Origin of the sequence: Pseudochrobactrum saccharolyticum (assembly GCF_008801715.1) — a bacterium.
GTDB lineage: Bacteria > Pseudomonadota > Alphaproteobacteria > Rhizobiales > Rhizobiaceae > Pseudochrobactrum > Pseudochrobactrum saccharolyticum.
On sequence record NZ_VZPG01000001.1, the window covers coordinates 1,157,434 to 1,183,686 of the forward strand.

Annotated in this window: 23 protein-coding genes and 1 pseudogene; 10 read left to right on the forward strand and 14 right to left on the reverse strand. The window is 51.7% G+C overall.

Annotation, left to right across the window (positions count from 1 at the left end):
* The first annotated feature begins 118 nt into the window (after positions 1-118).
* From F7P81_RS05125 to F7P81_RS05150, 6 genes are all read left to right on the forward strand, one after another.
* On the forward strand, positions 119-1,930 hold the full coding sequence (locus F7P81_RS05125; RefSeq protein WP_374828055.1) for an extracellular solute-binding protein: 1,812 nt from the start codon (positions 119-121) through the stop codon (positions 1,928-1,930).
* A 91-nt stretch (positions 1,931-2,021) separates the two neighbouring features.
* Positions 2,022-3,923: an extracellular solute-binding protein gene (locus F7P81_RS05130; protein ID WP_151158763.1), complete on the forward strand. Its 1,902-nt coding sequence runs from the start codon at positions 2,022-2,024 to the stop codon at positions 3,921-3,923.
* Positions 3,924-3,983: 60 nt separating this feature from the next.
* Positions 3,984-5,078 carry a microcin C ABC transporter permease YejB gene (locus F7P81_RS05135; protein ID WP_022711624.1) on the forward strand — a complete coding sequence of 365 codons (1,095 nt, stop codon included), beginning with the start codon at positions 3,984-3,986 and terminating at the stop codon, positions 5,076-5,078.
* Positions 5,078-6,214 carry an ABC transporter permease gene (locus F7P81_RS05140; RefSeq protein WP_151158764.1) on the forward strand — a complete coding sequence of 379 codons (1,137 nt, stop codon included), beginning with the start codon at positions 5,078-5,080 and terminating at the stop codon, positions 6,212-6,214. Before F7P81_RS05135 ends, F7P81_RS05140 begins: the two co-directional genes overlap by 1 nt.
* Positions 6,211-7,854 carry an ABC transporter ATP-binding protein gene (locus F7P81_RS05145; RefSeq protein ID WP_151158765.1) on the forward strand — a complete coding sequence of 548 codons (1,644 nt, stop codon included), beginning with the start codon at positions 6,211-6,213 and terminating at the stop codon, positions 7,852-7,854. The genes F7P81_RS05140 and F7P81_RS05145 overlap by 4 nt, the downstream gene beginning before the upstream one ends.
* Positions 7,851-8,819: a 2-hydroxyacid dehydrogenase gene (locus F7P81_RS05150; protein ID WP_151158766.1), complete on the forward strand. Its 969-nt coding sequence runs from the start codon at positions 7,851-7,853 to the stop codon at positions 8,817-8,819. Before F7P81_RS05145 ends, F7P81_RS05150 begins: the two co-directional genes overlap by 4 nt.
* 34 nt (positions 8,820-8,853) lie before the next feature.
* On the opposite strand, the gene F7P81_RS05155 is transcribed toward F7P81_RS05150, so the two are convergent.
* From F7P81_RS05155 to F7P81_RS05220, 14 genes and pseudogenes are all read right to left on the reverse strand, one after another.
* The gene (locus F7P81_RS05155) at positions 8,854-9,285 is read right to left on the reverse strand and encodes an aconitase X swivel domain-containing protein (protein ID WP_151158767.1); all 432 of its coding nucleotides are present in this window, start codon (positions 9,283-9,285) and stop codon (positions 8,854-8,856) included.
* Positions 9,285-10,544 carry an aconitase X gene (locus tag F7P81_RS05160; RefSeq protein WP_151158768.1) on the reverse strand — a complete coding sequence of 420 codons (1,260 nt, stop codon included), beginning with the start codon at positions 10,542-10,544 and terminating at the stop codon, positions 9,285-9,287. The genes F7P81_RS05155 and F7P81_RS05160 overlap by 1 nt, the downstream gene beginning before the upstream one ends.
* Before the next feature lie 19 nt (positions 10,545-10,563).
* Positions 10,564-11,055, reverse strand: coding sequence for a GNAT family N-acetyltransferase (locus tag F7P81_RS05165; protein ID WP_151158769.1), 492 nt, complete (start codon positions 11,053-11,055; stop codon positions 10,564-10,566).
* Positions 11,052-11,828, reverse strand: a complete 777-nt coding sequence (locus F7P81_RS05170) for a molybdopterin-synthase adenylyltransferase MoeB (RefSeq protein ID WP_022711630.1) — start codon at positions 11,826-11,828, stop codon at positions 11,052-11,054. Before F7P81_RS05170 ends, F7P81_RS05165 begins: the two co-directional genes overlap by 4 nt.
* 92 nt (positions 11,829-11,920) lie before the next feature.
* Positions 11,921-13,084 carry a DNA replication/repair protein RecF gene (gene recF, locus F7P81_RS05175; protein WP_246176052.1) on the reverse strand — a complete coding sequence of 388 codons (1,164 nt, stop codon included), beginning with the start codon at positions 13,082-13,084 and terminating at the stop codon, positions 11,921-11,923.
* Between the two features lie 20 nt (positions 13,085-13,104).
* A complete protein-coding gene (gene dnaN / locus F7P81_RS05180) occupies positions 13,105-14,223 on the reverse strand; it encodes a DNA polymerase III subunit beta (protein WP_022711632.1) in 1,119 nt (372 codons plus the stop codon).
* A 246-nt stretch (positions 14,224-14,469) separates the two neighbouring features.
* Positions 14,470-15,930, reverse strand: a pseudogene (dnaA, locus tag F7P81_RS05185) (chromosomal replication initiator protein DnaA); the annotation flags it as partial.
* A 1,152-nt stretch (positions 15,931-17,082) separates the two neighbouring features.
* A complete protein-coding gene (gene rpsT, locus F7P81_RS05190) occupies positions 17,083-17,349 on the reverse strand; it encodes a 30S ribosomal protein S20 (protein WP_075654002.1) in 267 nt (88 codons plus the stop codon).
* 261 nt (positions 17,350-17,610) lie between these two features.
* Positions 17,611-18,384 carry an enoyl-CoA hydratase gene (locus tag F7P81_RS05195; protein ID WP_151158771.1) on the reverse strand — a complete coding sequence of 258 codons (774 nt, stop codon included), beginning with the start codon at positions 18,382-18,384 and terminating at the stop codon, positions 17,611-17,613.
* Between the two features lie 46 nt (positions 18,385-18,430).
* Entirely contained in the window at positions 18,431-19,318 is an 888-nt protein-coding gene (gene mutM / locus F7P81_RS05200; RefSeq protein ID WP_151158772.1) for a bifunctional DNA-formamidopyrimidine glycosylase/DNA-(apurinic or apyrimidinic site) lyase, read from the reverse strand.
* Positions 19,311-20,552, reverse strand: coding sequence for a phosphopentomutase (locus F7P81_RS05205; RefSeq protein ID WP_151158989.1), 1,242 nt, complete (start codon positions 20,550-20,552; stop codon positions 19,311-19,313). Before F7P81_RS05205 ends, mutM begins: the two co-directional genes overlap by 8 nt.
* 86 nt (positions 20,553-20,638) lie before the next feature.
* Complete coding sequence (locus F7P81_RS05210) at positions 20,639-21,238, reverse strand: TadE/TadG family type IV pilus assembly protein (protein ID WP_170265210.1); 600 nt, start codon at positions 21,236-21,238, stop codon at positions 20,639-20,641.
* Positions 21,239-21,267: 29 nt separating this feature from the next.
* A complete protein-coding gene (locus F7P81_RS05215) occupies positions 21,268-21,837 on the reverse strand; it encodes a TadE/TadG family type IV pilus assembly protein (RefSeq protein ID WP_151158774.1) in 570 nt (189 codons plus the stop codon).
* 53 nt (positions 21,838-21,890) lie between these two features.
* Positions 21,891-22,307 (reverse strand): pilus assembly protein N-terminal domain-containing protein, encoded by a 417-nt coding sequence (locus tag F7P81_RS05220; protein WP_151158775.1) that lies wholly within the window; start codon positions 22,305-22,307, stop codon positions 21,891-21,893.
* 205 nt (positions 22,308-22,512) lie between these two features.
* On the opposite strand from F7P81_RS05220, the gene F7P81_RS05225 reads away from it, so the two are divergent.
* From F7P81_RS05225 to F7P81_RS05240, 4 genes are all read left to right on the forward strand, one after another.
* Positions 22,513-23,010 (forward strand): A24 family peptidase, encoded by a 498-nt coding sequence (locus tag F7P81_RS05225; protein ID WP_151158776.1) that lies wholly within the window; start codon positions 22,513-22,515, stop codon positions 23,008-23,010.
* 147 nt (positions 23,011-23,157) lie between these two features.
* Positions 23,158-23,967: a Flp pilus assembly protein CpaB gene (cpaB, locus tag F7P81_RS05230; protein WP_075653998.1), complete on the forward strand. Its 810-nt coding sequence runs from the start codon at positions 23,158-23,160 to the stop codon at positions 23,965-23,967.
* Positions 23,967-25,484: a type II and III secretion system protein family protein gene (locus F7P81_RS05235; protein WP_151158777.1), complete on the forward strand. Its 1,518-nt coding sequence runs from the start codon at positions 23,967-23,969 to the stop codon at positions 25,482-25,484. The genes cpaB and F7P81_RS05235 overlap by 1 nt, the downstream gene beginning before the upstream one ends.
* A gap of 13 nt (positions 25,485-25,497) precedes the next feature.
* A complete protein-coding gene (locus tag F7P81_RS05240; RefSeq protein WP_151158778.1) occupies positions 25,498-26,241 on the forward strand; it encodes a CpaD family pilus assembly protein in 744 nt (247 codons plus the stop codon).
* Positions 26,242-26,253 lie beyond the last annotated feature (12 nt).

Here is a 26,253-nt window from a genome sequence, read left to right on the forward strand (position 1 = left end):
CGATTTTTGCTCTGCTTCTGCCCGCTTTCCCTTTTAATTCATACAGGGATCATTAAAGTGGAAGCTTATTCTTGTGAGCAAACTATCGGGTGGCGGAATGAAAACAGCATTGCGGATTATGCTTCTTGCAGGTTTGGGGCTGTATAGCAGCCTCGCTTCCGCTCAGGATTTGCCATGGCGCCATGCCAACAGCCTGACAGGTGAGCCTAAATATGCCGCAGGCTTTAAACATTACGACTACGTCAATCCTGATGCGCCTAAAGGCGGTACGCTCAATCAGGTTGCTGTCGGTTCATTTGATACGCTGAACCCCTATGTGGTACAGGGTGTTGCGGCTGCCGGTCTCGCCAATTTCGGCGGCGGCAGGCTCTATGACACGCTGATGGATCAGTCGATGGATCAGAGCTCGACATCCTACGGGATGATTGCCGAAGCCATGCAATTTCCCGATGATTTCTCCTGGGTGAAATTTCGTCTCAACCCGAAAGCCGCCTGGCATGACAAGACCCCGATTACTGTGGAAGATGTGATCTGGTCTTTCGAGACGCTGAAAAAACAATCCCCGCTCTATAACCGCTATTATGCGGACGTCGTGAAAGCCGAGAAAACCGGCGATAATGAAGTCACCTTCACCTTTGACAAGAGCGGTAACCGCGAATTGCCGAACATTATGGGTGATCTCGTCGTGCTGCCGAAACATTGGTGGCAAGGCAAAGATAAAAACGGCAAGCAGCGTGATATCAGCCGCTCCACTCTCGAAATTCCGCTCGGCTCCGGCGCCTATAAAATCGCTTCCGTTAATCCGGGTAAATCCATCATCTGGCAACGCGCAGAGGATTACTGGGGTAAAGACCAGCCGACCCAGGTCGGACGCAATAATTTCGATCAGGTCAAATACGAATATTTTCTGAACAATGACGCGACATGGGAAGCCTTCAAAAAAGGCGGCATCTATGATTTCCGTCTGGAAAACATAGCTCAGCGCTGGAAAGAACAATATAATTTTCCGGCTGTGGAGCGCGGCGATGTTATCAAAGCCAGTTTCCCGTTTCATGCAGCAGGACGTATGCAGGGCGCATTCCTGAATACCAGAAAAGCCAAATTTCAGGATGTACGGGTTCGTGAAGCACTGAACTGGGTGTTTGATTTTGAAAGCATGAACCGTCTGTTGTTTTTCAACCAGTATAAGCGGATTGAAAGCTATTTTGCCGGTATTGATCTGGCCTCTTCCGGCCTGCCTTCCCCTGAAGAGCTGAAAATTCTGGAGACCGTGCGCGGGGAAGTTCCGGAAGCTGTTTTCACCAAGCCGTATAAGCTGCCGGTCTTCGACACGCCACAGGCCATGCGCACCAATCTGCGCCATGCCATTGATCTGTTTGCACAGGCCGGCTGGGCGGTGAAGGACGGCAAGCTCACCAATGACAAAGGCGAGGTGTTTACTCTCGAATTCCTGACCAATAATCCGAACGAAGAGCGCGTTGTAAATCCGTATATCAACAATCTGCGCCGCGTCGGCATCAATGCGTCACTGCGCGTTGTTGATGATGCGCAATATCAGGCACGGGTGAATGACTTCGATTACGATATTATCACCACGGTTGTGGCGCAGAGCCAGTCACCCGGCAATGAACAGCGGGAGATGTGGAGCACCCAGTCTGCCGATCTGAAGGGCAGCAAAAACTATGCCGGTATCAAAAATCCGGCCATCGACAAGCTGATCGACCGCGTTGTCTATGCCAAAGATCACGACGAGCTGGTGGCTGCCACCCGCGCGCTCGACCGCGTGCTGCTGTGGAATTATTACACCGTGCCGCAATGGTATTCCGATACGATCAATGTTGCCTATTGGAACAAGTTCGGCCTTCCGGACAAGCAGCCTGATTATGCCGGGATTGATCCGTTCTCCTGGTGGGTAAAGCCTAAACCATAAAATGGCTCACTCTGACTGGGTCTTGTATTTTGGTGTATAATTTTATGCCCGATACAAGACCGGATCACAGCTGCAAAGCGGGAGAAAAATCATGGCAGAGCATCATAAAAGCCTTACGAACCGGCGGCAGATTCTTGTGTTAAGCGGGGCAGTGGCACTGAGTTCCGCTCTCCCCTTTCAGCTCAGAGCGCAGGAGAACAAAAACACGGCCAGTCACGGGCTGGCCGTGTTTGATGATCTGAAATACCCTGCCGGTTTCAGCCATTTTGATTATATCAATCCGCAGGCACCCAAAGGCGGAAGCTTTAATTTCTCTGTCAATGAATGGACGCTGAATCAGGCTCCGAACACTTTCAACACGCTCAATACATTTTCCGCTTTGGGTGATGCGCCGCCACGGATGGAAATCTGTTTCGATACATTGATGACCCGTGCACTGGATGAACCGGATGCGGTTTACGGTCTGATCGCAGAAAGCGTGACTGCCAGCGATGACGGTAAAAGCTATCTGTTCAAACTGCGCGAACAGGCGCGTTTTCACGATAACACACCACTTACCGCGCATGATGCCGCTTTCAGCTATGATCTGCTGAAAGAAAAAGGTCATCCGGCGCTCCGCCTGTTACTCGCCAAAATGGAAAGCGCGGTTGCCGAGGATGACTATCGCCTGAAGCTGACTCTCAAAGGTGAAACAGCAGCCCAAAACCGCCGCCTCATCACCAGCATGGTATTGCTGCCCGTGCTCTCCAAAGCCTATTACACAGAGCATAGTTTTGACGGAAACAGCCTGACTATTCCGCTCGGCTCCGGTGGCTATAAAGTCGGTGCATTCTCTGCCGGACAATTTATCGAATATCAGCGCAATGAAGATTATTGGGCTAAAGATCTCAATGTGAATATCGGGCGCAATAATTTTGACCGTATCCGCATCGAGTTTTTCCGCGACAGACAACCGGCTTTTGAGGCTTTCAAAAAAGGCATTCTGGACTGGCGCGCGGAAAGCGTCTCCAAATCATGGACCAATGATTATAATTTCAGCGCGGTAGAAACCGGCAAAGTCATCAAGAAACGCTTTCCTGCATGGAAATTTCCGTCCATGCAAAGCTGGGCGCTCAACCAGCGCCGCGAGCGTTTTCGTGACAAGCGGGTGCGCGAGGCGATAGGACTGTGCTTTGACTTCGAATGGAGCAACAGAAACCTGTTCAGCAATCTGTATCAGCGCCAGCAATCCAATTTCAGCAATTCTGACTTTGAAGCCAAGGGCAAAGCCTCCGCCGCTGAACAGGCAGTTATTACCCGCCATGCTGCACTGATTGATGAGGAAACCCGCGCTGCTCTGCTCGATGATCCGGTGACAATGCCGGCAACAGACGGCAGCGGCCGCAATCGTGAACACTTGCGCCGCGCGGCAGACTTGCTGAAAGAGGCGGGCTATCAGCGTAAAGGCCAGTGGCTGGTTGGTGCTGACGGTCAGATTTTCACGCTGGAAATTCTCAACGATTCCGACGGATTTAACCGCGTCTATAATCCGATGATTAAGAACCTTCAGGCCATCGGGATCAATGCGACAGTGCGCATGGCAGAAGCGGCGACTTATCAGAAGCGTCTGCTGGATTTTGATTATGACATGATGGGGCTTGCCTTCAGCACATCGCCGACTTTGGACAGAGCCACACTCGCTGTCATGTATGGCTCAGAGAGCGTCAACATGCCGGGTTCACAAAATCATACCGGCACCAGCAGCCCTTTGATTGATGCATTGCTGGATGATGTGGCACAGGCGGATAATCGCAAAGACCTGACCGCCACTGTCCTTATTCTCGACCGGTTGTTACGTTACCGCAGAGACTGGATCCCCTGCTGGTCAGCAGGCGGAAAACTGATCGCCTATTGGGACAAATTTGGTATGACAGAATCGCCTCCCTATGGCGGCTATCCGGAATTTTACTGGTGGTATGATAAAGCGAAAGCCGGACAGCTTGGTAAAACATAATTCAGTTCTTTGCGCTAAATTCACAAAACACAATAAGAAACAAACAGGATTATTCATCTGATGGGCGCTTATATTCTCCGACGCCTGCTGCTCATGATTCCAACCATTTTCGGCATCATGGCCATTTCTTTTGCCGTCATCCAGTTTGCCCCCGGCGGCCCCGTAGAGCGTGTGATTGCGCAATTGCAGGGACAAGGCGGCGATGCCATGGACAGGCTTTCAGGCGGAGGCGCTGATGCCGGCGCAATATCAATGGACAGCGGCAGCTCCTCGAAATATCGCGGTGCGCAGGGGCTTGATCCTGAATTTATCGCCAGTCTGGAAAAGCAGTTCGGCTTTGATAAGCCGCCGCTGGAACGCTTCGGTCTGATGCTGTGGAACTATGCACGTTTTGACTTCGGACACTCCTATTTCCGCGATATTGAAGTGATTGATCTGATCAAGGAAAAGCTGCCGGTTTCGATTTCACTCGGCCTGTGGCTCACCCTGATTTCCTATATGATCTCTATTCCGCTCGGTATTCTCAAAGCTGTGCGCGACGGTTCACGTTTTGACGTCTGGACCAGCGCGGTGATTATTGTCGGCTATGCAATTCCGAGTTTTCTTTTCGCCATCATGCTGATCGTGCTGTTTGCGGGCGGTTCATTCTTCGACTGGTTCCCGCTGCGCGGCCTGACTTCGCCGGATTTCGACCAGATGAGCCTGTGGGGCAAAATCACAGACTATATCTGGCATATGGCGCTGCCGGTGCTGGCGCTGGTGCTGTCGGCCTTTGCGACAACCACCCTGCTCACCAAAAACTCGTTTCTGGAAGAAATCCGCAAACAATATGTCACCACAGCACGCGCCAAAGGCCTGACAGAACGGCAGGTGCTTTACGGTCATGTGTTCCGCAATGCGATGCTGATTGTGATTGCCGGTTTTCCCGGTGCGTTCATCACCGCCTTCTTCACCGGCTCGCTGCTGATTGAAACCATCTTCTCGCTCGACGGTCTCGGCCTGCTTGGCTATCAGTCCGTTCTCAACCGTGATTATCCTGTGGTCTTTGCCAATCTGTTTATCTTCTCGCTGATCGGCCTGCTGGTCGGCCTGCTCTCCGATCTCACTTATACATGGATTGATCCGCGTATTGATTTTGACCGGAGGGATGTGTGATGAGTGCTGTCACGGCTACCCCTCCTGCACGTGTGAAACGCCCGTTTCTGTCACCGCTCAACCAGCGACGCTGGCGCAATTTCAAGGCCAACCGGCGCGGCTGGTGGTCACTGTGGATTTTCCTGTTTCTGTTTGTGACCTCGCTCTTTGCCGAATTTATCGCCAATGACAAACCGATACTGGTTTCCTACAAAGGCGAAATTCTGATGCCGGTGCTGGTTGATTATCCGGAAGAGAAATTCGGCGGTTTCTACGCCGTTACCGATTACCGTGATCCGGTCATTCAGGATGAAATCAATCAAAACGGCTGGGCAATCTGGCCGCCGGTTCGCTATTCCTACCGCACCGTGAACAACGAGATTCCGGAAGCCGCACCGTCCAAACCGTTCTGGCTGATGTCGAAAGAACAGCGCTGCGCCCGCTATGCGGAAGGCGTGAATGATCTCAATTGCACCATCGGCAATATGAACTGGCTCGGCACTGACGATCAGGCACGCGATGTGTTTGCCCGTGCGCTCTACGGTTTCCGTATTTCCGTGCTGTTCGGCCTCATCCTCACCGCCTTTTCCGGTGTGATCGGTGTAACAGCCGGTGCGGTACAGGGTTATTTCGGCGGCTGGGTTGATCTTATTTTCCAGCGTTTCATCGAAATCTGGTCGTCGATACCGGTGCTCTATCTGCTGCTGATTATCGCTGCCATTCTACCGCCGGGCTTCTGGGTACTGCTGTTTATTATGCTGCTGTTCTCATGGGTTGCCTTTGTCGGTGTTGTCCGTGCCGAATTCCTGCGCGCCCGTAACTTTGAATATGTGAATGCAGCACGCTCGCTGGGCGTCAATAACCGCACCATCATGTGGCGGCACTTGCTGCCCAATGCGATGGTCGCAACCCTGACCTTCCTGCCGTTTATTCTCAACGGCTCGATCACCACGCTGACCTCGCTCGACTTCCTCGGCTTTGGTCTGCCGCCGGGTTCAGCGTCGCTTGGTGAAATGCTGGCACAGGGTAAGAATAATCTTCAGGCACCATGGCTTGGCATAACCGGTTTTGTGGTTATCTCGCTGATGCTGTCGCTGCTGATCTTTGTCGGTGAAGCAGTGCGTGATGCCTTTGATCCGCGAAAGGCTTTTAAATGAGTTCCCATGAAAAAGCCGAAGTGCTGCTCAGCGTTCGCGATCTGTCGATTGCCTTTCATCAGGATGGTCAGGACAGGGTTGCTGTCGATCATATTTCCTTCGACATTCACAAAGGCGAAACTGTCGCTCTGGTGGGGGAATCCGGCTCGGGCAAATCTATCTCCGCTTTGTCGGTGCTGAAACTGCTGCCCTATCCTTCCGCCAGCCATCCGTCCGGTCAGATCCTCTTTGAGGGGCAAGACATGCTGACCATGCCGGAAAACAAACTGCGCGGTGTTCGCGGCAATGACATTGCCATGATCTTTCAGGAGCCTATGACCTCACTCAATCCGCTGCATGTGGTTGAACGTCAGATTAGTGAGATCTTGCGTCTGCATCAGGGCATGGGCGAAAAACAGGCGCGCGCACGGACACTAGAACTGCTCAATGAAGTCGGCATCCGCGAACCGGAAAAGCGCCTGCAATCCTATCCGCACCAGCTTTCCGGCGGGCAGCGCCAGCGCGTGATGATCGCTATGGCGCTCGCCAATAAGCCGAAACTGCTGATTGCCGATGAGCCGACCACTGCGCTTGATGTGACAGTGCAGGCACAGATTCTGCAATTGCTGGCCGAGTTAAAGCAATCACAGGATATGTCGATGCTGTTCATCACCCATGATCTGGGTGTGGTGCGCAAAATTGCCGACCGCGTTTGCGTCATGCATCACGGTAAAATCGTGGAAAGCGGCAAGACAGAAGATATTTTCACCAATCCGCAGCATGATTATACCAAGCATTTGCTGAGTGCCGAGCCGAAGGGCGCACCATTGCCTGCGGAAGAAAATGCACCGCTGGTCATGAGCGGAGAAGATATCAAAGTCTGGTTTCCGATCAAAAAAGGCTTTCTGCGCAAGACAGTCGATTATGTGAAGGCCGTTGACGGTATCAATGTGGAACTACGTGCGGGACAAACACTGGGTGTGGTTGGTGAATCCGGCTCCGGCAAAACCACCCTTGGTTTGGCGCTGTCGCGCATGATTTCATCCAAAGGCAAAATCCGCTTTGGCGACAAAAATATCGACCGGTTTTCCTTCAAGGATATGCGTCCGCTGCGCCGTGAAATGCAGATTGTGTTTCAGGATCCGTTCGGCTCTCTCAGCCCGCGCATGTCGGTTGCGGAGATTATCGCCGAGGGATTGCAGGTGCATGAACCGAAACTCTCGGCTGACGAGCGCGATGATAAAGTCGTTGCCGCTTTGCATGAGGTTAATCTCGATCCGGAAAGCCGCTTCCGCTATCCGCATGAGTTTTCCGGCGGTCAGCGCCAGCGCATCGCCATTGCCCGTGCCATGGTGCTCAATCCGCGTTTTGTGATGCTGGATGAGCCGACTTCAGCTTTGGATATGAGTGTGCAGGCACAGGTTGTCGAATTGCTGCGCAATTTGCAGAAAAAACATGAATTAAGCTATCTTTTCATCAGTCACGACTTGCGCGTGGTCAAAGCCCTTGCCAATCATGTGCTTGTGATGCGCAATGGCAAAGCAGTGGAATATGGTCCGGCGGAGGAAATCTTCGGAGCGCCGAAAACCGATTACACCCGCGCATTGATGGCAGCAGCCTTCCGTTTGGAGACGGCTGAAAAGGGAGTGGTAAATCAATGAGTGCAGCAGTAAAAAACACGGGTAAAATCTATTTTGCAGCGACCGGCTGGGATCCGGAAATCTGGATCAAAGCCTTTGCCAAAGCTGCGCCGGAGCGTGAAATCGTTACTGAGGTCAAAGCCGGTGAAGAAGCATCCATTGATTATGCGCTGGTGTGGAAACAGAAACGCGGCTCGCTTGCTAATCTGCCCAATCTGAAAGTCATCTTCTCGCTCGGTGCCGGTGTGGATCATGTGTTCCATGATGATCAGGTGCCGGATCTGCCGATCGTGCGTACCGTTTCGCCTGATCTGACCATGCGCATGACCGAATATGTAGTCTGGCAGGTGCTGGATCATCATCGTCTCGGCCCTCAATATCGCGCGCAGCAACTCAAGAAAATCTGGCGTGAAGACCGCCGCCAGCCTGCGGCCAATGAGGTCAATGTCGGGATCATGGGCTTAGGCGTTTTAGGACGTGATGCTGCCGACAAGCTGAAACATCTTGGTTTCAATGTCAGCGGCTGGAGTCGCCGCCCGCAGGATGTTGCAGGTGTTGCCACCTATCACGGTAAAGACGGATTGTCCGAATTCCTAAAACAGGTTGATATTCTTGTCTGCCTGCTGCCGCTGACACCGGACACCAAAGGTATTCTGTCCATGTCCGTCTTCGGGCGCATGAAAGAGGACGGTCCGCTCGGTGCACCTATCCTGATTAATGCAGGGCGCGGCGGTTTGCAGAATGAAGCCGATATTCAGGCAGCGCTTGAACGCGGCCTGCTTTCTGCTGCCTCGCTTGATGTGTTTGAAACCGAGCCGCTGCCTGAAAACAGCCCGCTCTGGGGCAATCCGAAAATCACGATCACCCCCCATGCGGCGGCCAGTTCCTCGGCCAATGCTCTGGTGCCGGAGATTATTCGCATGATCCGCGACTATGAGCGCGACGGCACGCTGATCAATCTCGTTGACCGCGAGAAACAATATTAAGAACATAAAAAGAGCCGGAAATTCCGGCTCTTTTTTATAAGATACGAATCGTCCCCTGCTCATTGATATGCAATTGCCGCTGATCTAAACCGGCATATGTATCGCGATCCAGTTGATAGGCAGGCGGGAAGGTCAGCCCCATTTCTTCCGCAACAATCAGGCCCAGTAACAGAATCGCATCCGGTTCATGCAAGAGAATCGCTGCCGGTGCGCGGTTACTGTGCACCAGTTCCAGCAGCACAGCAGCTGCCGAAGAAGACCCGACAGTTGCAGGCAGGCACAGAACCTTGCCTGAGACGGACTGGCCATATTGCGGATGGCGCACATTGGCGATCAGGCCGGTTTGCGGATCAACCCCACCCCAAAAGCTGATCGGAGCCGTTAAAGCAAAACCAGCCGCCTCCACCGGCGCACCTGCGACCAGTATTTTTGCCTGAAATCTGTCTTGTAAGAGTTGCGCCACCATCACCATGCCTCCTCAGCGAATCGGACGCGGCCTGTGACAGCGCTTTCAACACATTCCTGCAAAGAACCATAGACAACACCGTAACCGGTATTGCCCGGCGCATAATGGGCGAATTTTCCGGAATTTGTCATCAGCACCGCATTGTCTTTCTCCGGCAGAATCGGGGTGACAACCACACAAGTGTCAGCCACCACAATCACGCCGGCCTGTTCCAGTCTTTGCCGGCGCTGATTCTTGTCCAGCTCACGCAGCACATGCCGCCCTGTACAAGCATAAAGCGGCACAGTGAGACGCCGGTCTGAAATTGCCGTTTCAAGAAGACCAAACTCGTCGAGCGATAAATGCGGACTGCCGATTGCCACCGCATCGATTCTGTCTGCCTCAATCGTGGAAAGAGCTTTGCGTGCTTCCCGCACCATTTGTGGTGTTACACGGATAATTTCCAGCGGCGCATGGCCTTGTAGTGCCGTTTCGGCATCCGGTGCCTCCGGCGTGCGCCCTGCAATATGAAAAAGCCCGACAGCACCGGATGAGGCAGAGGCAGCACCAAAGGCTTTCAGATCATCCTCTGTCAGCAGTTCCGGTGCAACGCCTGTCACCACGCCAATAGAATCACCAATCAGGCGTCCGTAAAGATTACCCAGCACCGGCCATGCCACAGCCTGACTTAAAAGTGCAGAATCAAGAGCGCTCAGATCAACTACAATTGTGGCACGGCGATTCTCTGATCTGTGTAATCCGTAATCCGGCGCACGACCGGCAATAGCACAGGCAATATCGAGATAATCGCCGTAGCGATTCGTACGGGCGCCCAGAACCGAATTGCAAAATACCACGGCATTCGATTCGCCCCATGCCACATCCGCTCCCGTTTGCGGCCGGTGCCCTGCCTGATAGGGTGCGCAGGTCCATGACGGTTCGCAACCAAGTTTGAGATAGGCCTGCATCATGCGCTTTGCCATAGCCGCCTCATGGAGCGGCAAACGATTGCCGGAGCAACCGGTCAGATCCAGTGAACCGACATTCAGCGTCGAGCGAACGCGCACCTTCGCCTGCCCCTCCACCAGCTTCTCTGCAAAGTAGGTACCGCTGTCACCATGATAGAGCGCACCGTCAATATGTGCGGAAGCTATGGGGATCAGCCTCGGCGCGCCCATCAGTTCGGCAGTTCTGGCAACAATGCGCATGGCCATTGCCGCGCCTGCACCATCCCGCCCGTTGATAATGGCACGCTCCTCCGCGCTCAGTGCCAGCACCATAGGTTCCTCCCGAATATGATTAAAGCAGAGCTTTACGCATTGTCAGCGATGTCACGCGGGTAAAGCCCGGATGCATGGTTTCTCCGACCACTTCAAAGCCCAGTTTTTTGAATAGTTTTTGATTGTCGGTCAGTTCGATACGTACTTGCAGGTCAATATGCGACATGCCGCGCTCACGCCCCAGCTTTTCGGCCTGCTCAACCAGACAACGTGCAACGCCAAGCCCGCGAAACGGAGCGGCAACAGCCAGTTTGCCTAAATAAAGATGATCGCCTCTATCTGCCAGAAACACGCATCCGGCCAATTGTCCGTCGCTCAGCACCCCATAGGCTGTTTCTGTGCCTGCTTTGCCGCGCAGAATCGCTGCATTCAGTAATCCGGCAGAACTCGGCGGATCAATCACCCCATCCATCGTGGCAAAAGCATCCTGAATGAGCAGCAACAGAGCGTCGAACCCGTCATAATCAGGTGTGATTGTAAAAACCTGATAGGATCGGTTCTGCGCGCTCATTGGTCTGCTGCCTTCCGCCGTTTATAGCGCATGGTCTCAAACCGCGCCGACAGAGAATCATAAAGCAGCAAGCGTCCCAGCAAAGGTTCTCCTATGCCGGTAATCAGTTTAATCACTTCCATCGCCTGTAATGAGCCGAGAATCGCTGGTAAGGCACCGATCACGCCCGCTTCCGCGCAGGAGGGAATCAGTCCTTCCGGCGGCGGTTCAGGAAACAGATCACGGTAATGCGGCAGTGGATTGCCCTCAGAATCACTCTCATAGGGTTTCAGCACCGTCAGCGAGCCGTCAAACCGCCCCATGGCTGCGGTGACCAAAGCTTTTTCCAGCAATGCCGCATGATCCGCCACCAGATAGCGGGTGCTGAAATTATCCGAACCGTCAACGATAATATCATAGGCCGAAAACAGCTCCGTCACATTCTCCGGTGTGAGCCGCAATGTATGACAGGCAATTTCAATATGCGGATTGATACGGTGAATCGTAGCCGCGGCACTGTCGGTTTTATTCTCGCCGATACTGTCGGTGTGATGCACCACCTGACGTTGCAGATTGGACAATGTCACCATATCATCATCGACAATGCCGAGATGGCCGACACCCGCAGCGGCGAGATAAAGCAGTGCCGGACTGCCGAGCCCGCCTGCACCGATCACCAGAACCCGCGCATTTTTAAGCTTCTGCTGCCCTGCCCCGCCGATTTCCGGCAGGATAATATGGCGCGCATAACGCTCGATTTCTAATCCGCTGAAAGGTTCTGACTGTGTGCTCATTGATAAAGTTTAGAGCGTATCCTGAAAAGTGTGAAGCGGTTTTCGGATAAGATACGCGTAAAACAAAAAGACAATGCAGAAACCCTGCCGGTTCAAATATCATAAGCTGTCAGGTTTGCCCCGCTGACATTGAAAAACTGCGCCTCACCTTTAAGGTCACGAAACAGAGCACGATCCGTGCCGGTCATGAAAGCCTGCGCGCCCAGATCGTCAATAATATCAAACAAAGCGGCACGTCTGCCCTCATCGAGATGAGCGGCAATTTCATCCAGCAGCAGCACCGGCGTCATATTGGCAAGATTGGCCGTCAGCCTTGCATGGGCAAGCACCAGACCGATCAGCAGCGCCTTCTGCTCGCCTGTCGAGCACAGAGCCGCCTGCATGCCTTTAGGCCGGTGATGCACCACCATATCCGTGCGGTGTGGCCCGTCCAGCGTGCGCCCTGCCGCGCGGTCACGGCCCCGCATATCGCGCAAAGTGCGGCGGAAATTCTCTTCCAGATCCAGCGCCGCCTCAAGACGAATACGCCCTTCCAGCTCGCCTTCCAGAAAGCAATCCACTTTCGGGAACGGACTGTCATCCGGCGTCTGCTCAATCATCGCGGCAATCAGGCTCATCAGCTCGGCACGTGCCGCAGCAATGGCCGTACCAAGCTCGGCCATTTGCGCTTCAATCGCATCCAGCCATTGGGCATCGCTGTTGTAATCCGAAATCAGCCGGTTGCGGCTGCGCATAGCCTTTTCATAATCCAGCACGCGTTTGCCATGGCTGACATCAATCGCCAGCACCATACGGTCGAGAAAGCGACGGCGGTCACCGGCGGAACCGGTAAACAGCCCGTCCATAGCCGGAATGAGCCAGATGATACGGGAATAATCAAGCAACTGATCAGCGCTGGCCGGTGCGCCATTAATCCGCACTTTGCGCCCTGCCTCGCCATTGGTACCAGCTAAACCGGTGCCGATTTCAGCCTCGCCATAGCTTGCCGATTCCAGCAGCGCATGAATGGCAAAACCATCAGGCGCTCCGCTGCGGCTGACATCAGCATAGGCAGCACGACGCATGCCGCGACCCGGCGACAAAAAGGAAACCGCTTCCAGAAGATTGGTTTTACCTGCACCATTCTCGCCGGTCAGCACCACATGGCCACCGCTCAGCGGCAGCGACAGGCTCTCATAATTGCGAAAATGCGCAAGCCGCAGACGACGGAAACTCACCCGTTCGCTGCGACCTGAAATTTGTGCATCAATGTTTATATTCGTGCTCACCCGTGCACTTATACACGCATCGGCATCAGAACATAGATCAGATGTTCGTCGCCTTCATCGCGCACCAGCATTGGTGAACCGGCATCAGCCAGCATGAATACGGCTTCCTTGCCGGAAAGCTGCGATGTGATATCGAGCAGATATTTCGAGTTGAAGCCGATTTCCATCGGCTCACTGTCATAGCCTGCCGGTACTTCATCGGTTGCGGAACCGGAATCAGGATTGTTCACGGTCAGCGTCAGAAGACCATCGGAAATGCTGAGCTTAACCGCACGGCCTTTCTCATTGGAAATGGTCGATACGCGGTCAACAGAAGCGGCAAAGCTCTGGCGGTCAATCACCAGCTTGCGGTCATTACCGGCCGGAATCACGCGCTTATATTCAGGGAATGTGCCGTCGATCAGTTTCGAGGTCAGAACAACTGTGCCGACAGTGAAACGGATTTTCACATCCGAGACTTCAATCGTCACCTGCATATCCGGTGCATCAACCAGTTTCTGCAATTCCGCAACGGTTTTGCGCGGAATGATGATCGCAGGCATGCCTTCAGCACCGCTTGGCGCTTCCATCGCTGCGCGTGCCAGACGGTGACCATCGGTGGCCACTGCACGCAGTTCCAAACGACCGTCATCTTCACCGGCATAGAGGTGAATACCATTGAGGTAATAGCGGGTTTCTTCCGTCGAGATCGCAAAATTGGTGCGGTCGATCAGACGTTTCAGCGCGCTCGCATCCATACGGAATGTATGGGTGAAGCTGCCCGCTGTCAGTTCAGGGAAATCGGACTGCGGCAGGCATTGCAGACGAAAGGACGAGCGGCCGGATACAACCGACATGGCTGTGCCGTCTTCATTATTGGCCAGCATCACTTCAGCGCCGTCCGGCAACTTGCGCACGATGTCATAAAGCAGATGCGCCGGAACTGTTGTGGCTCCTGCCGTATCAATTGCCGCTTCGGTCGATTCGGTTACTTCCAGATCAAGGTCAGTAGCCTTGAGCTTCAGCACGCCGTCTTCTCCCTGCAACAGCACATTGGAGAGAATCGGAATCGTATTCCGGCGTTCAACCACGCGATGCACATGGTTGAGAGATTTCAAAAGATTTGAACGTTCAATAGTTACGCGCATGATGTACAGAACTCGCTAACATCTGTCCGGCAACAAACAGAGCTGTACCGGAGATCACGGCGCGACAGGCGCCTCTTGGACGGCTAAACTGCCAGAATTTCAGGGGTCTTTGCAAGTCCGCAGAACAGCACAGCAGCGATTTCTTCTGCATAATGACTGATGAACCCGCTCTTTGCCCCGATATTCCGCCTATGAACTGTATCGCGACCAGAGCCGCGATACAGAATCATCGGTATCTGTGACAGCTTATGCGGATTGTTCGTTGATCAGGCGCTTCAGCAGTTCCAGCTCCTGCGCCAGTTTAAGATCAGCACCGACCAGATCTTCGATCTTGCGGACAGCATGCAGCACTGTGGTGTGATCGCGTCCGCCAAAACGACGGCCGATTTCCGGCAATGAGCGCGGAGTCAGCATTTTCGCCAGATACATCGCAACCTGACGCGGCTTCACGATGGTGCGGGTACGGCGGTTGGACAGCAGATCCTGCTTCGACACATTGTAATGACGGGCAACAATGCGCTGAATTTCCTCAATACGGATGCGCTTTGGCTCACCGGCACGGGTCAGATGACCCAGCAGCTCATCAACGCGGTCGATCGACAGGTTCGGTTCAAAGGACTGACGGAACAACAGCTGGTTGAATGCGCCTTCCAGTTCACGGCCGGAACCGGTCACAGTGCGTGCCACATGGGCCAGAATATCGTCCGCAATATCAATATTGCGTTCTTCTGCCTGCGCAGCGCTCAGGCGGCGCTTGAGCATTTCCACGCGCATTTCATAATCCGGTGCGGCCATTTCCAAGGCTACACCGCCCTGCAGACGGGAGCGCACGCGCACATCCAGCGATTCCAGCTCGGAAGGGGCGCGGTCTGCGGCCACAACAACCTGCTTGGCGCTGTCGAGCAGCGTGTTGATCAGATGGCAGAATTCGTGCTGGATGGATTTACCCTGCAGGAACTGCATATCATCAATAATCAGAAGATCGATATCGCGCAGCTGTTCTTTGAAAGACAGCGCATTATTGTCACGGATTGCCGTTGCAAAGCGCCACATGAAATATTCAGCGGTCAGATAGACAACGCGCGGCTTATCCTGACGCTGCAAAGCGCTGGCGGCAATAGCCTGCAAAAGATGGGTTTTACCAAGACCAACGGAAGCGTGGATGAACAGCGGGTTGAAGCGTACGGCGCTGGAGCCGGCTTCGGCAATGGTGCGGGCAGCAGCAAGTGCCACACGGTTGGAAGCACCGTCAACAAAGCTGTCGAAAGTATAGCGCGGATCGAGCGGAGAACCGAGTACGGCACCGGCAGCGGCGCTCTGAGCGGCCACTTCTGCCTGACTTGCGCGTTTTTCAGCCGAGAAGCTCTGGCCAACCGGGAAGACCGGCTTTTCGCGCTGCGGCGCAGCAAGCTGCGGGATTTCCGCCACGATATCAGCAACAGGTGCCACAGGACGGGCGGTACGGCTCATGCCGCGCACCACAACTTCAACTTTCAGAATCTGCGGATTTTCTTCCTGCCAGAGCATGGTCAGCATTTCAGCATAATGGTTGTTGATCCATGAGCGCAAAAATGCGGTCGGCACCGAAAAACGTACAACACTCTTGGAGACTTCATCCAGCTTCAGACGACCAAACCACGAAGAGAATATTTCACTGCCGACGCGTGCTTTCAGCTTGCTCAGCAGTCGTTCAAAGGCCTCATCCGGAGAAGCGGTTGTCAAAGTCATATTCTCTTTCTCACTCATAAAATCCGGCGCCGCATCAAACTGACCCTGCAGGCTGCGATTGATCGGCGGGACTGGCTGACCGGCTTCGCTCATCACGTCCAGTTTAGCCTCATTCTTTGCAATCATTTTCGCCTCACAATAGTGTTCAGTTTTTTGGTTGCGGCAGATCATTCCATCATACCGGATGCATCCTGTTCAGATGCTCGTTACTCAGCGGTTTGGCCGGGACTGTCCCTCAGCTTCCGCTCTGATTTTTTTGTTCGTTATAAAATTCTGTTCGCTTCAGTCTTGCCGGTCTTTTGCAGCGTGTCTTTCTCCGGCTCTTTTTCCGATTGTCCGGTGAGTATCCCGCAAGGAACGACTCATATTCCGGTCACTCCATGCTGATTGCCCGTATTGAACCATTCAACAACCTCTGTTTCCATCTGCAGCTGCGCAAAGCTTTTTTAGGGTTAATGGCCGGTAAATGATGTCATTACTCATCATTTCAGAACGGCCTTACTCTTTCCGGCAACCGCAGGTCGGATCCTCATTCAGGATATTTCCCCCCGCAGTGCCGATCATTCGCAGACACACAGATACTCTTTCGCAGAACGGGAAATTCTGCGTCAGATCACTTTGCACGCCATGAAATTATAACCGGACGCCGAGAGCCTTTAGGCCAATGGTCCAGAGCACTGATCGGCTAACATTAGCGAAATCTTTGGCCTTAGGGCAAGACCGCCGTTAAGAGTTTTTTAATCATTTGATCTGTCTTTCGGTACGCATAACTATTCTGATACAGGGTCTGAAATTAATAAGACCTTTGGATTCAACATCTTTTTATCGGAGCAATTATTAACCCTTCCGGAATCTCCGGAGCGAAAAAAAATAATAATAATTCACTTGACTCAGGCTCCTCCGAGGCAATCCCCAGACTCAGTTCAGAACTGTGCATAAAGACGGGTTCTGCGCTTAAAATTTATTGCAAATATAAAAATATAGAAAAAGAGATTCTCCCAATATTTTAGAGATTCCTTCTAATATTGCTCCCGATTCTGATCTTCTGAATATTCAGGAGAAACATAAAATTCAGACACAAAAAAACCCGGCACTGAGGCCGGGTTTTTTAAACTGAAAGACAGTCTGATATTAGGCAGTCATGCCTTTAAGACGTGCAGCCAGACGCGAAACTTTACGCGAAGCAGTGTTCTTATGAACAACGCCTTTAGAAGCGGCGCGCATCAGTTCAGGCTCAGCAATCTTGAAAGCAGCCTGTGCAGCAGCTTTATCACCGAGTGCTACAGCATCTTCGAACTTACGTACGAAAGTGCGCACGCGGGAACGACGGGATTTGTTGACCTCGGTGCGGGCTTCGATTTTACGAACCGCTTTCTTGGCCGAAGGTGTATTGGCCATAAATGCCTCTCTTTTTCTGTCAGCTTTCCAGCGGGCTTTTCAGCATCGATATTCATATCGAAGGGGCAGGCCACCGGGCAAAAATCTATCCGGACAGCCCGAAAGCCGTCTCACTGTTGCGCGCTTATAGATCAGCTTGTCCGCGCCGTCAATCTGGATTCTCTCTCCACAAAGGGCTGAAACCCGTAAAAGATGGTTTCCAGAACGTTTTCTGACAAGTGGCGCTGCGGTTTTACGGCCGGAGCGCCCCTATAAGACGACTCAGCGGCTGGAGAAAGACGGGCTGCGCTTATCGACAAATGCCGACATGCCTTCTTTCTGGTCTTCTGTAGCGAAAAGCGCATGGAAGGAACGGCGCTCATATTTCAGCCCTTCCTGCAATGTCGTCTCAAAAGCACGATTGACCGATTCTTTTGCCATCATCACTGAGAGCCGCGAGAAAGCAGCAATCCGTTCTGCCGCTTTCAGCGCTTCATCCAGCAGCACTTCCGGCGCTACTACGCGTGACACCAGTCCGCAACGCTCAGCCTCAGCCGCGTCCATCATTCGGCCGGTCAGCACCATATCCATAGCTTTGGCTTTGCCGACAAAACGCGCCAGACGCTGGGTGCCGCCCATACCCGGAATGATTCCAAGCGTAATTTCCGGCTGACCGAACTTGGCATTATCCGCAGCAATGATGAAATCACACATCATCGCCAGTTCGCAACCGCCGCCCAGCGTATAGCCGCTGACCGCAGCAATTACCGGCTTACGAATGGCATTGATCCCTTCCCAGTCGCTGAGAAAATCCTGCCCGTAAGCATCGGCAAAACTGAGATTCTGCATTTCCTTAATATCGGCACCGGCAGCAAAAGCCTTCTCGGAACCGGTCAGGACAATCGCACCGATCGCATCATCCCGGTCGAATGCCTGCAGCGCATCTGTCAGTTCGGTAATCAGCTGTGTGTTCAGTGCATTCAGCGCCTGCGGACGGTTGAGCCGGATCAGACCGGTTTTGCCGCGTGTTTCCGCAAGAATCGTTTCATAGGCCATCAAGATACTCCCCCAAGGCAGTGATTATTTATGAACGGAAAAGAGATCAGGCGCTGCAGGCAGCGCAAAAGAAAGTTGAGCGTCCGTTCTGCACAATGCGCTGTATCGTTGCGCCACAACGCCGGCATGGCTCATCCTCGCGGTCATAGACCGCAAAACTATGCTGGAAATAGCCCAGCGTGCCATCAGCCTGACGATGATCACGCAGACTGGAGCCGCCTGCCACGATGGCTTCGGCAATCACCTCGCGAACAGAAGTCGCCAGCGATTCTGCCAGTTGCGGATCCTGCGCGACATCTCCAGCAGCACGCAAAGGTGAAAGGCCGGAGCGCCACAAAGCCTCGCAGACATAAATATTGCCAAGGCCGGCAATCAACCGCTGATCCAGCAGTGCCGCCTTTAAAGTGATTTTCTTGTTGCGGAATAAGTCTGCAAGTACCGCGCCTGACAGGCTGTTGCCTGTCGGCTCAATGCCAAGATCTTTCAGGGACGGATGCGTTTCCAGCTCTCCGGCACCGCATAACAGCAAAAACCCGAAACGACGCGGATCATTATAGATCACCTGACGCTGCCCGTAATTTTCTGTCTGTAAGTGAAAAACCACATGGTCATGGGCTGTATTCTTAGAACGCGGATAATGAAAATCATCTGCCAAGCGATGTCCGGATGAAGAACGCAGATCAGGTTCAATCCTGTAGGAGCCGGACATACCCAGATGACTGATGAGACTGGCACCGTCTTCAAATTCGATCAGCAGATATTTGGCACGCCGCCCCAGCGAGATAATTTTTTGCCCCTGCAGACGCTCACTCAGCTTTTCAGGAAAAGGAAAACGCAGGTCAGGACGGTTTAAGACCAGACCTTCAACAGTTGCGCCTTCCATAACCGGTTGCAAACCGCGACGGACCGTTTCCACCTCCGGTAATTCAGGCATCACTCTCTCCGCTGCGTTCTGACTGCCGATAGCCGGTATGAGCCGTCAGAAAATCTTCACCGGCAAGCTCATTTTTCAACCCCAGATAGGCGGCTACAGATTTACCAATATCCGCAAAACTGTTGCGCATACCGATTGTGCCGCTCTCCGCACCGGCGATCAATACAGGCACACATTCACGGGTATGGTCACTTCCCTGCCAGCCCGGATCACAACCATGATCTGCGGTCAGAATTAGCACATCCCCCTCGCGCATTTTGCCGAGAATTTCCGGCAGGCGCTTATCGAAGGCTTCAAGTGCGGCAGCATAACCGGCAATGTCGCGCCTGTGGCCATAGAGCATATCGAAATCCACCAGATTGGTGAAAATCAGATCGCCGTCACCGGCCTCATTCATTGCCTCCAGCGTGGCATCAACTAAGGCCTGATTGCCATGCGCTTTGCGCAATTGCGTCACGCCTGACCCAGCAAAAATATCACTGATTTTTCCGACCGCATAAACATCATGTCCGGATGCTTCGACAATATTCAGCAATGTAGGCTGCGGCGGCGGTACGGCAAAATCGCGCCGGTTGCCGGTGCGTTCAAAGCTCTCCTGCGTTTCCCCGATAAATGGCCGTGCAATGACACGGCCGATATTCAGCGGATCCACCAGCAGACGCAAAGCTGCACAAAGATCATAAAGCCGCTGCAAGCCGAAATGTGCTTCATGGGCAGCTACCTGCAACACGGAATCTGACGATGTATAGAAAATCGGTTTTCCGGTTCGGATATGCTCCTCACCATATTGCGCAATAATTTCAGTGCCTGAAGCATGGCAATTGCCCAATATTCCGCTCAAACCTTCCTGACGGATAATCGTATCCGTCAAATCCTCAGGAAAGGCCGGAATACTATGCGGGAAATAACCCCAGTCAAAAGGTACCGGCAGACCTGCAATTTCCCAATGGCCGGAAGGTGTATCCTTGCCTTTCGAGACTTCACTCGCAGCGCCCCACAAGCCATGAGACCGTAAGGCTGCATTGATACCGGCAGGGAAAGCGCCGCTCGCACATTGCGCGGCACGCCCTAATCCCAGTTCCAGCATATGCGGAATATGTAATGGTGCCTGTTTATCCGCACAAAAGCGGGCAATTGTCCCCAGCGTATTGGCTCCTTGATCGCCAAAGGCGGCCGCATCCGGTGCGCCGCCAATGCCGAAAGAATCAAGGACAATAAGGATAACCCGTCGCATGAGAATAATGCCTTCAGACCACTTCATTGAGTATTTCATGAAAGGCATATCATGAAAACTACCTCAAGCGTCAAGCAAGGAAATCATCAGCACTGAGGGCAAGGAATAACATCTGAATAGCGCGGACTGGCAAAATAAATTTCTTCCATGTCTATATTGGGAAGAACCGATGAGAGCAGAGGTATATAAGTATATTGCGTCTCAACACGAATATAATTCATTGGCTCTTGTCGCAGTTTTTCCGGAAGATAATCCCGCTTTGCTTGTTGCTCCTTTGGATTCCCTTTTTCGATGAAGCCAGGTGTCTTGCGTGACCAATCCAATCTGACAACAAGTTTATTACTATTATTTACTCTCTCAACTCTGAGAAACGAAATCCTCATTTCGGGTTTGGTTACGGACGGAAACATTATCGTCGAGCCAATAGTAAAAATGTCATCGAGTTGTGCCGGCAGCACACTGATCTGCCGGCTCACCAAATCTCCGACAACACTGGCAACCCGATTCACTTTGCGGTTTGCATCCACGCCACGCGAAACATCAGCGACACCGGCATAAATAAAAATCATCACCGGTAAAAGAAGCGCAAACTCCACTGCGGATATACCGCGTTCGTCTTTGCTAAATTTTCTTGAGAGTGCAAATATATTCACACAGAACTTTCGCAAACTGCCGGTCAAAGTCAATCGTGCCCCGTTTATATTACAATGGAACCTCATCCTGAAAACGGTTCATTCTGCCAGGTCACAGTCGTAAACAGAGGAAGTACTCTGTCTCCATTTTCTGGTTTTGGATTTAAATAATAAAAAATATTGGTCAGAACCGGCCAGCGATATAATACATTTAGCTGATTAATTGTTGATGGCCCACCCAGATTAATCTGGGTAGGAAGACCAAGTTTTCCGTTGCTGGTTACAAGATTTTTAACAGGAACATCAGAAAAAGTACTATAATTATTCAAATTAATCTGAAGATTTTTTTCGCAATCAACGACAGGTATAAATTGTATTTTTTGACAAATACGATCTTTCAACGCTTCCGGCGTTGTATTTTCTTTCGTATCCTGTCCTGTATAAAATCGCCGGCTTGCATCTTCTGTCGCATAAGTCAGCATTTGCTGTACAGTGAAACTCAGCCCCAGTTCGACAATTGCGAAAATCAAAAACAAAAACGGAAAAGCGACCAGCGCAAACTCCACCGCTGTAACGCCTCGTTCATCCCGCCGGAACGAGCGAAGTGACTTTACAAAATGTCGGACAGAGTTTTTCTCAGCTCGGCTACTCATGATCTATTAAATTTTCCTGCAGTAGGACAGAAAATTGAAAACCTAGAATATAATCAGGATCTTGGCGGAGCCACAACTTTAACTTTCGGCTCACAAATCGGCGTGCAGGACAATACAATCATATTGGAGCCCCGAAAAACACGGGTCGTTGCCAGATCGTTTTGTCCGACCATGACTTTTTCATCCAGTAATGTATCCCCGCTCTGATCTATAACAACCAGATTGGTGACACCATTATTACGTCCGGTCAGAATAATGGTTTTGGCATCCTGCATAACGGCATCAGCAATAGCATCATTTCCAATAATGACTGACTTAACAGGCTTATCCAGTCGCAAAATATGCGCCTGATCTGTCTGAACCTGTATTGCCTGAATTTCTGTCGCCCCAGCCGGATAGGTTAAGATACCTGCCCCCAGCAAAGCTGCAACTATAAATTTTTTCAGATCTGTCATCTTCTTATCAGCCATAAAATATGCCCCGTAGCTCACCGCACTATGCGCAACAGGGATGAAAGAACAATTAATAGCTATATTTCCCTCATCGCCGATCTGGATGTTCTCCGTAAAATACTATGGCATCCGGCAGCATTAACCTGAAGGTAAACAGCATACAGTATCTCTGGCAGCAACAGGATGAAACTCAAACAATGCTATTGTAAAATTCAGGCCGCATATGCTCGCTTTTCTCACTGCTCTGATTTTTTGCGGCACCATGATCTATGCTGCAGTTTCTGATCTTCTGTTTATGAAGATCCGTAATATTGCCTGCCTGCTTTTTGCCGCAGCGTTTCTTGTTCTGGCACCGCTTTACGGGCTTCCTACAAAAGATATCTTTCTTCACATTGCAGCGGGCGCGATTGCCCTCGCTATCTGTTTTGCTTTGTTTTTCATCAATGCTATGGGTGGCGGAGATGCCAAACTAATCAGTGCCACAGCTCTCTGGACCGGATTTTCAGTCAGTCTTGCAGATTATTTACTGATAAGCGCAATTACAGGCGGTATTTTAACACTATGTATTCTCTTGCTGCGCAAATTTATCGACAGAAGTAAAATTGAACATATCGCTTTTCTATACCGTTTGAGTGATCCCAAAAAAGGTATTCCCTATGGTATAGCTTTGGCCATTGCCGGTTTATGGATATATCCCGATCTTGCTTTGGTTAGGGCCTGAAAACCGGCATAACAAATCTTCCCCCCACCAATTCAGCAATAACTGTTTTAATAAAATCAATAATAATAGTTCGTTAACCATAATTATACGATTCTTGCTGCATTTAGAGTATGTGCCAAAATCACACGCTCAATGCGGGGATATCAAATGAACACTTCACGCCTGATCATTCTGGCTGTTGCCGTGCTTGCCGCCGGTGCCGCAGGCTATATTGCTTTGACCATGACAGACGCCCCGCCGCAGGTCATTGAAGTCAGTGCTCCCGCACCGGTTTTGCCTGTGAAAGATGTTCTGACTGCTTCATCTAATCTGGCCGTCGGATCGTCATTATCCGGTCAACTACAATGGCAATCCTGGCCTACAGCTTCAGTAACCGCAGATTACATAACGCGTGATTCACAACCGGACGCACTGGATGTCATGCAAAAATCCAGCCTGCGCCTTCCGGTTCTGGCCGGAGAACCTATCCGCAAAGTTAAACTGATCGGCGAAGGGGAACAATTCATGTCCTCTTTGCTGCCACAAGGTATGCGTGCCATCGCGACTAATATTGCTGCAGAAAGTTCCGCCGGTGGCTTCATTCTTCCCGGTGATCGCGTCGATGTCATTCTCACTCGTGCGGACCGGAATGCTGCCAATAAGAGTATGCCATTCTTAACAGAAACCATTTTAGAAAATGTTCGCGTGCTGGCCATCGATCAGACGATCAAAGAAGATGATGAAGGCAAAAAAGATATTATCGGCCGCACCGCAACTCTGGAAGTTACCCATGAACAGGCTGAGATCATGGCTGTTGCCCAATCTGTGGCGGACCGGATCAGCCTGACATTGCGCTCAGTTCGTGATGCAAAACCAGAGCCATCCAGCTCATCCGACTATCTTGTTGTTTCACCTTCCAAAAACGGGCCGGTCAAAATGATTAAATCTGGCAATCTTACCGAAGTTGGGATCAACTAATGACACGTCCATCTTTTTCCCAAACTCGCGTCAGTTCACAGTTGAAACCACTGTTCCTTTCTGCTGCCCTCATTATACCGGTTCTCAGTTCCAATCCGGTGCAGGCACAGGACGTTCAGATTTCCAGTACGGGACGCTCGCAACCGGTCAATCTCGGACTGGGCAAGTCAATTGTCATTGATCTGCCACAGGACGCCTATGATATTCTGGTTGCCAATCCGGCAACAGCCGATGCTGTTACACGAACAGCACGGCGTATTTACCTGTTCGGTAAGTCCGTTGGACAAACCAATATTATTGTTTTTGGCAAAGACGGCGAACAGATTGCCAGCCTTGATCTGAAAATTGAACGTGATGTCAGCAGCCTGTCATCTTCATTGCGAAAATATATTCCGGGCTCAGATATCAAAATTGAACTTATCAATGATAATATTGTTCTGACTGGTACGGTTCAGACCCCGCAGGACGCGGCACAAGCCGCCAAACTTGCCGAATTGCTGGTTTCGGGCGGTGAAGCGACAACAGGTCAATATGATAAAAGTTCCACGTCAACTTCCGGTAACAGTATTACAATTTCTAATGGTTCTGATCGGGAAGACCGTCGTGCCAGTAAAATCATCAATCTGATTACAATTGTCGGCGAGGATCAGGTCACCCTGAAAGTAACCGTCGCCGAAGTCAGCCGCACGGTGATGAAACAGCTCGGTGTGAATATGGTTGGCAGTGCCAGTATGAATGGCGTGACCTTCAGCGGTGTTGCAGGAAATTTACCAGGTGGATTAGGGCAGAATGTAAGTAACTCCTTAGGCCTCCGCACCAGCAACTTCCGTGGCTACCTACAGGCAATGGAAACCGCTGGAGCGATGAAAACCCTTGCAGAACCAACACTTACGGCAATTTCCGGTGAGAAGGCTGCTTTTCAGGTTGGCGGCGAATATAATGTTCTTGATACCGTTGATTATGAAGATGATGGGAAGCGCAAAAATACGCTTGCCAAAATTGAATATGGTATCGGACTGGAATTCATGCCGACTGTTCTGGGGCCGGGACGCATATCTTTAAAAGTTCGCACGTCAGTTTCTGAACCAACAAATGAAGGTTCGGCAACGCAAAGCACCGGTGAATTCAGTCCTAATATTATTTCTTTGCGGAAACGCATTGCAGATACCACCGTTGAAATACCATCCGGTGGCTCCATGATGATCGGCGGTCTTATCCGCGATGAAACCCGCCAATCCATTAACGGCACACCAGGCCTGTCCAAAATTCCGGTACTCGGCACACTGTTCCGAAGCAGGGAATTCCTGCGCAATGAATCTGAACTTGTAGTGATCGTTACACCATATCTGGTTCGTTCAACAGCACGAACCGAACTGGCACGACCCGACGATAATCTGGCCCCGCCAAGCGATGCAGCAGGCTTTGTGTTGGGTAAAGTTAATCGTGTTTATGGCTCCGCAAAAACCAACCTGCCAAACGGCCGCTATAACGGCGTTGTCGGCTTCATCTACAAATAAGAGGGCAGGCATTATGAGAAAAATTATCGTTCCCCACTCCCGTTCAGTTCTCATTGGCAGCAGTCTTTTTGTGACCATGCTGCTGGCAGGATGTGCCAATACACATCATGTGACAGTCGGTGCCACGCCGGATGATTACCGTACCAATCATCCGATCACGATTCAGGAGCGTGAAAAAACAGCCGATATTCCTGTAAGCAGAAATGACAAAAAACTCAGCCTGACACAGCGCAGCATTGTCCAGAACGCAGTTGATGGCTATCGCCGCCAGGGCTCAGGCATGGTTTTTATTCTTTTGCCTGAGGGTAGTGCCAATCAATCGGCCGCCTATCAAATCAGCATGGATATAGCCAAAGTCTTAAGACAAGGCGGGGTTCTGGCCAGCAATATTGCTACTCAGAGCTATCAGGTAAATAATCCGCAAATCTCTGCGCCTGTCCGTATCAGTTATTATGCGATGACAGCAGGAACGGGCCCTTGCGGACGTTGGCCCGACGATATGCTCAACACTGCAGAGAACAAACATTATGCCAATTTTGGTTGCGCATCGCAGGCAAATCTGGCCGCACAAGTTGCAAATCCGGCAGATCTCTTAGGCCCTCGTGCAACAGCCCCACTCAGCGGCACACGTAATGACCGAGTTCTGAGTGGAGTGAAAAAAGATGCCCCTGACAATGGTTACGACAATGTTTCACCAAGTATATCAAAGGTCTGGACCGAACAACGCAGCCAGATTGTAAACTATACCAACCAATAGCAAGAACCAGAA

Bases quoted from the DNA above. Each gene is read 5' to 3' on its own strand.
- F7P81_RS05125 (WP_374828055.1), top strand. From the start codon at position 119: ATGCTTCTTGCAGGTTTGGGGCTGTATAGCAGCCTCGCTTCCGCTCAG.
- F7P81_RS05130 (WP_151158763.1), top strand. From the start codon at position 2,022: ATGGCAGAGCATCATAAAAGCCTTACGAACCGGCGGCAGATTCTTGTG.
- F7P81_RS05135 (WP_022711624.1), top strand. From the start codon at position 3,984: ATGGGCGCTTATATTCTCCGACGCCTGCTGCTCATGATTCCAACCATT.
- F7P81_RS05140 (WP_151158764.1), top strand. From the start codon at position 5,078: ATGAGTGCTGTCACGGCTACCCCTCCTGCACGTGTGAAACGCCCGTTT.
- F7P81_RS05145 (WP_151158765.1), top strand. From the start codon at position 6,211: ATGAGTTCCCATGAAAAAGCCGAAGTGCTGCTCAGCGTTCGCGATCTG.
- F7P81_RS05150 (WP_151158766.1), top strand. From the start codon at position 7,851: ATGAGTGCAGCAGTAAAAAACACGGGTAAAATCTATTTTGCAGCGACC.
- F7P81_RS05155 (WP_151158767.1), bottom strand. From the start codon at position 9,285: ATGGTGGCGCAACTCTTACAAGACAGATTTCAGGCAAAAATACTGGTC.
- F7P81_RS05160 (WP_151158768.1), bottom strand. From the start codon at position 10,544: ATGGTGCTGGCACTGAGCGCGGAGGAGCGTGCCATTATCAACGGGCGG.
- F7P81_RS05165 (WP_151158769.1), bottom strand. From the start codon at position 11,055: ATGAGCGCGCAGAACCGATCCTATCAGGTTTTTACAATCACACCTGAT.
- F7P81_RS05170 (WP_022711630.1), bottom strand. From the start codon at position 11,828: ATGAGCACACAGTCAGAACCTTTCAGCGGATTAGAAATCGAGCGTTAT.
- dnaN (WP_022711632.1), bottom strand. From the start codon at position 14,223: ATGCGCGTAACTATTGAACGTTCAAATCTTTTGAAATCTCTCAACCAT.
- rpsT (WP_075654002.1), bottom strand. From the start codon at position 17,349: ATGGCCAATACACCTTCGGCCAAGAAAGCGGTTCGTAAAATCGAAGCC.
- F7P81_RS05195 (WP_151158771.1), bottom strand. From the start codon at position 18,384: ATGGCCTATGAAACGATTCTTGCGGAAACACGCGGCAAAACCGGTCTG.
- mutM (WP_151158772.1), bottom strand. From the start codon at position 19,318: ATGCCTGAATTACCGGAGGTGGAAACGGTCCGTCGCGGTTTGCAACCG.
- F7P81_RS05205 (WP_151158989.1), bottom strand. From the start codon at position 20,552: ATGCGACGGGTTATCCTTATTGTCCTTGATTCTTTCGGCATTGGCGGC.
- F7P81_RS05215 (WP_151158774.1), bottom strand. From the start codon at position 21,837: ATGAGTAGCCGAGCTGAGAAAAACTCTGTCCGACATTTTGTAAAGTCA.
- F7P81_RS05220 (WP_151158775.1), bottom strand. From the start codon at position 22,307: ATGGCTGATAAGAAGATGACAGATCTGAAAAAATTTATAGTTGCAGCT.
- F7P81_RS05225 (WP_151158776.1), top strand. From the start codon at position 22,513: ATGCTCGCTTTTCTCACTGCTCTGATTTTTTGCGGCACCATGATCTAT.
- cpaB (WP_075653998.1), top strand. From the start codon at position 23,158: ATGAACACTTCACGCCTGATCATTCTGGCTGTTGCCGTGCTTGCCGCC.
- F7P81_RS05235 (WP_151158777.1), top strand. From the start codon at position 23,967: ATGACACGTCCATCTTTTTCCCAAACTCGCGTCAGTTCACAGTTGAAA.
- F7P81_RS05240 (WP_151158778.1), top strand. From the start codon at position 25,498: ATGAGAAAAATTATCGTTCCCCACTCCCGTTCAGTTCTCATTGGCAGC.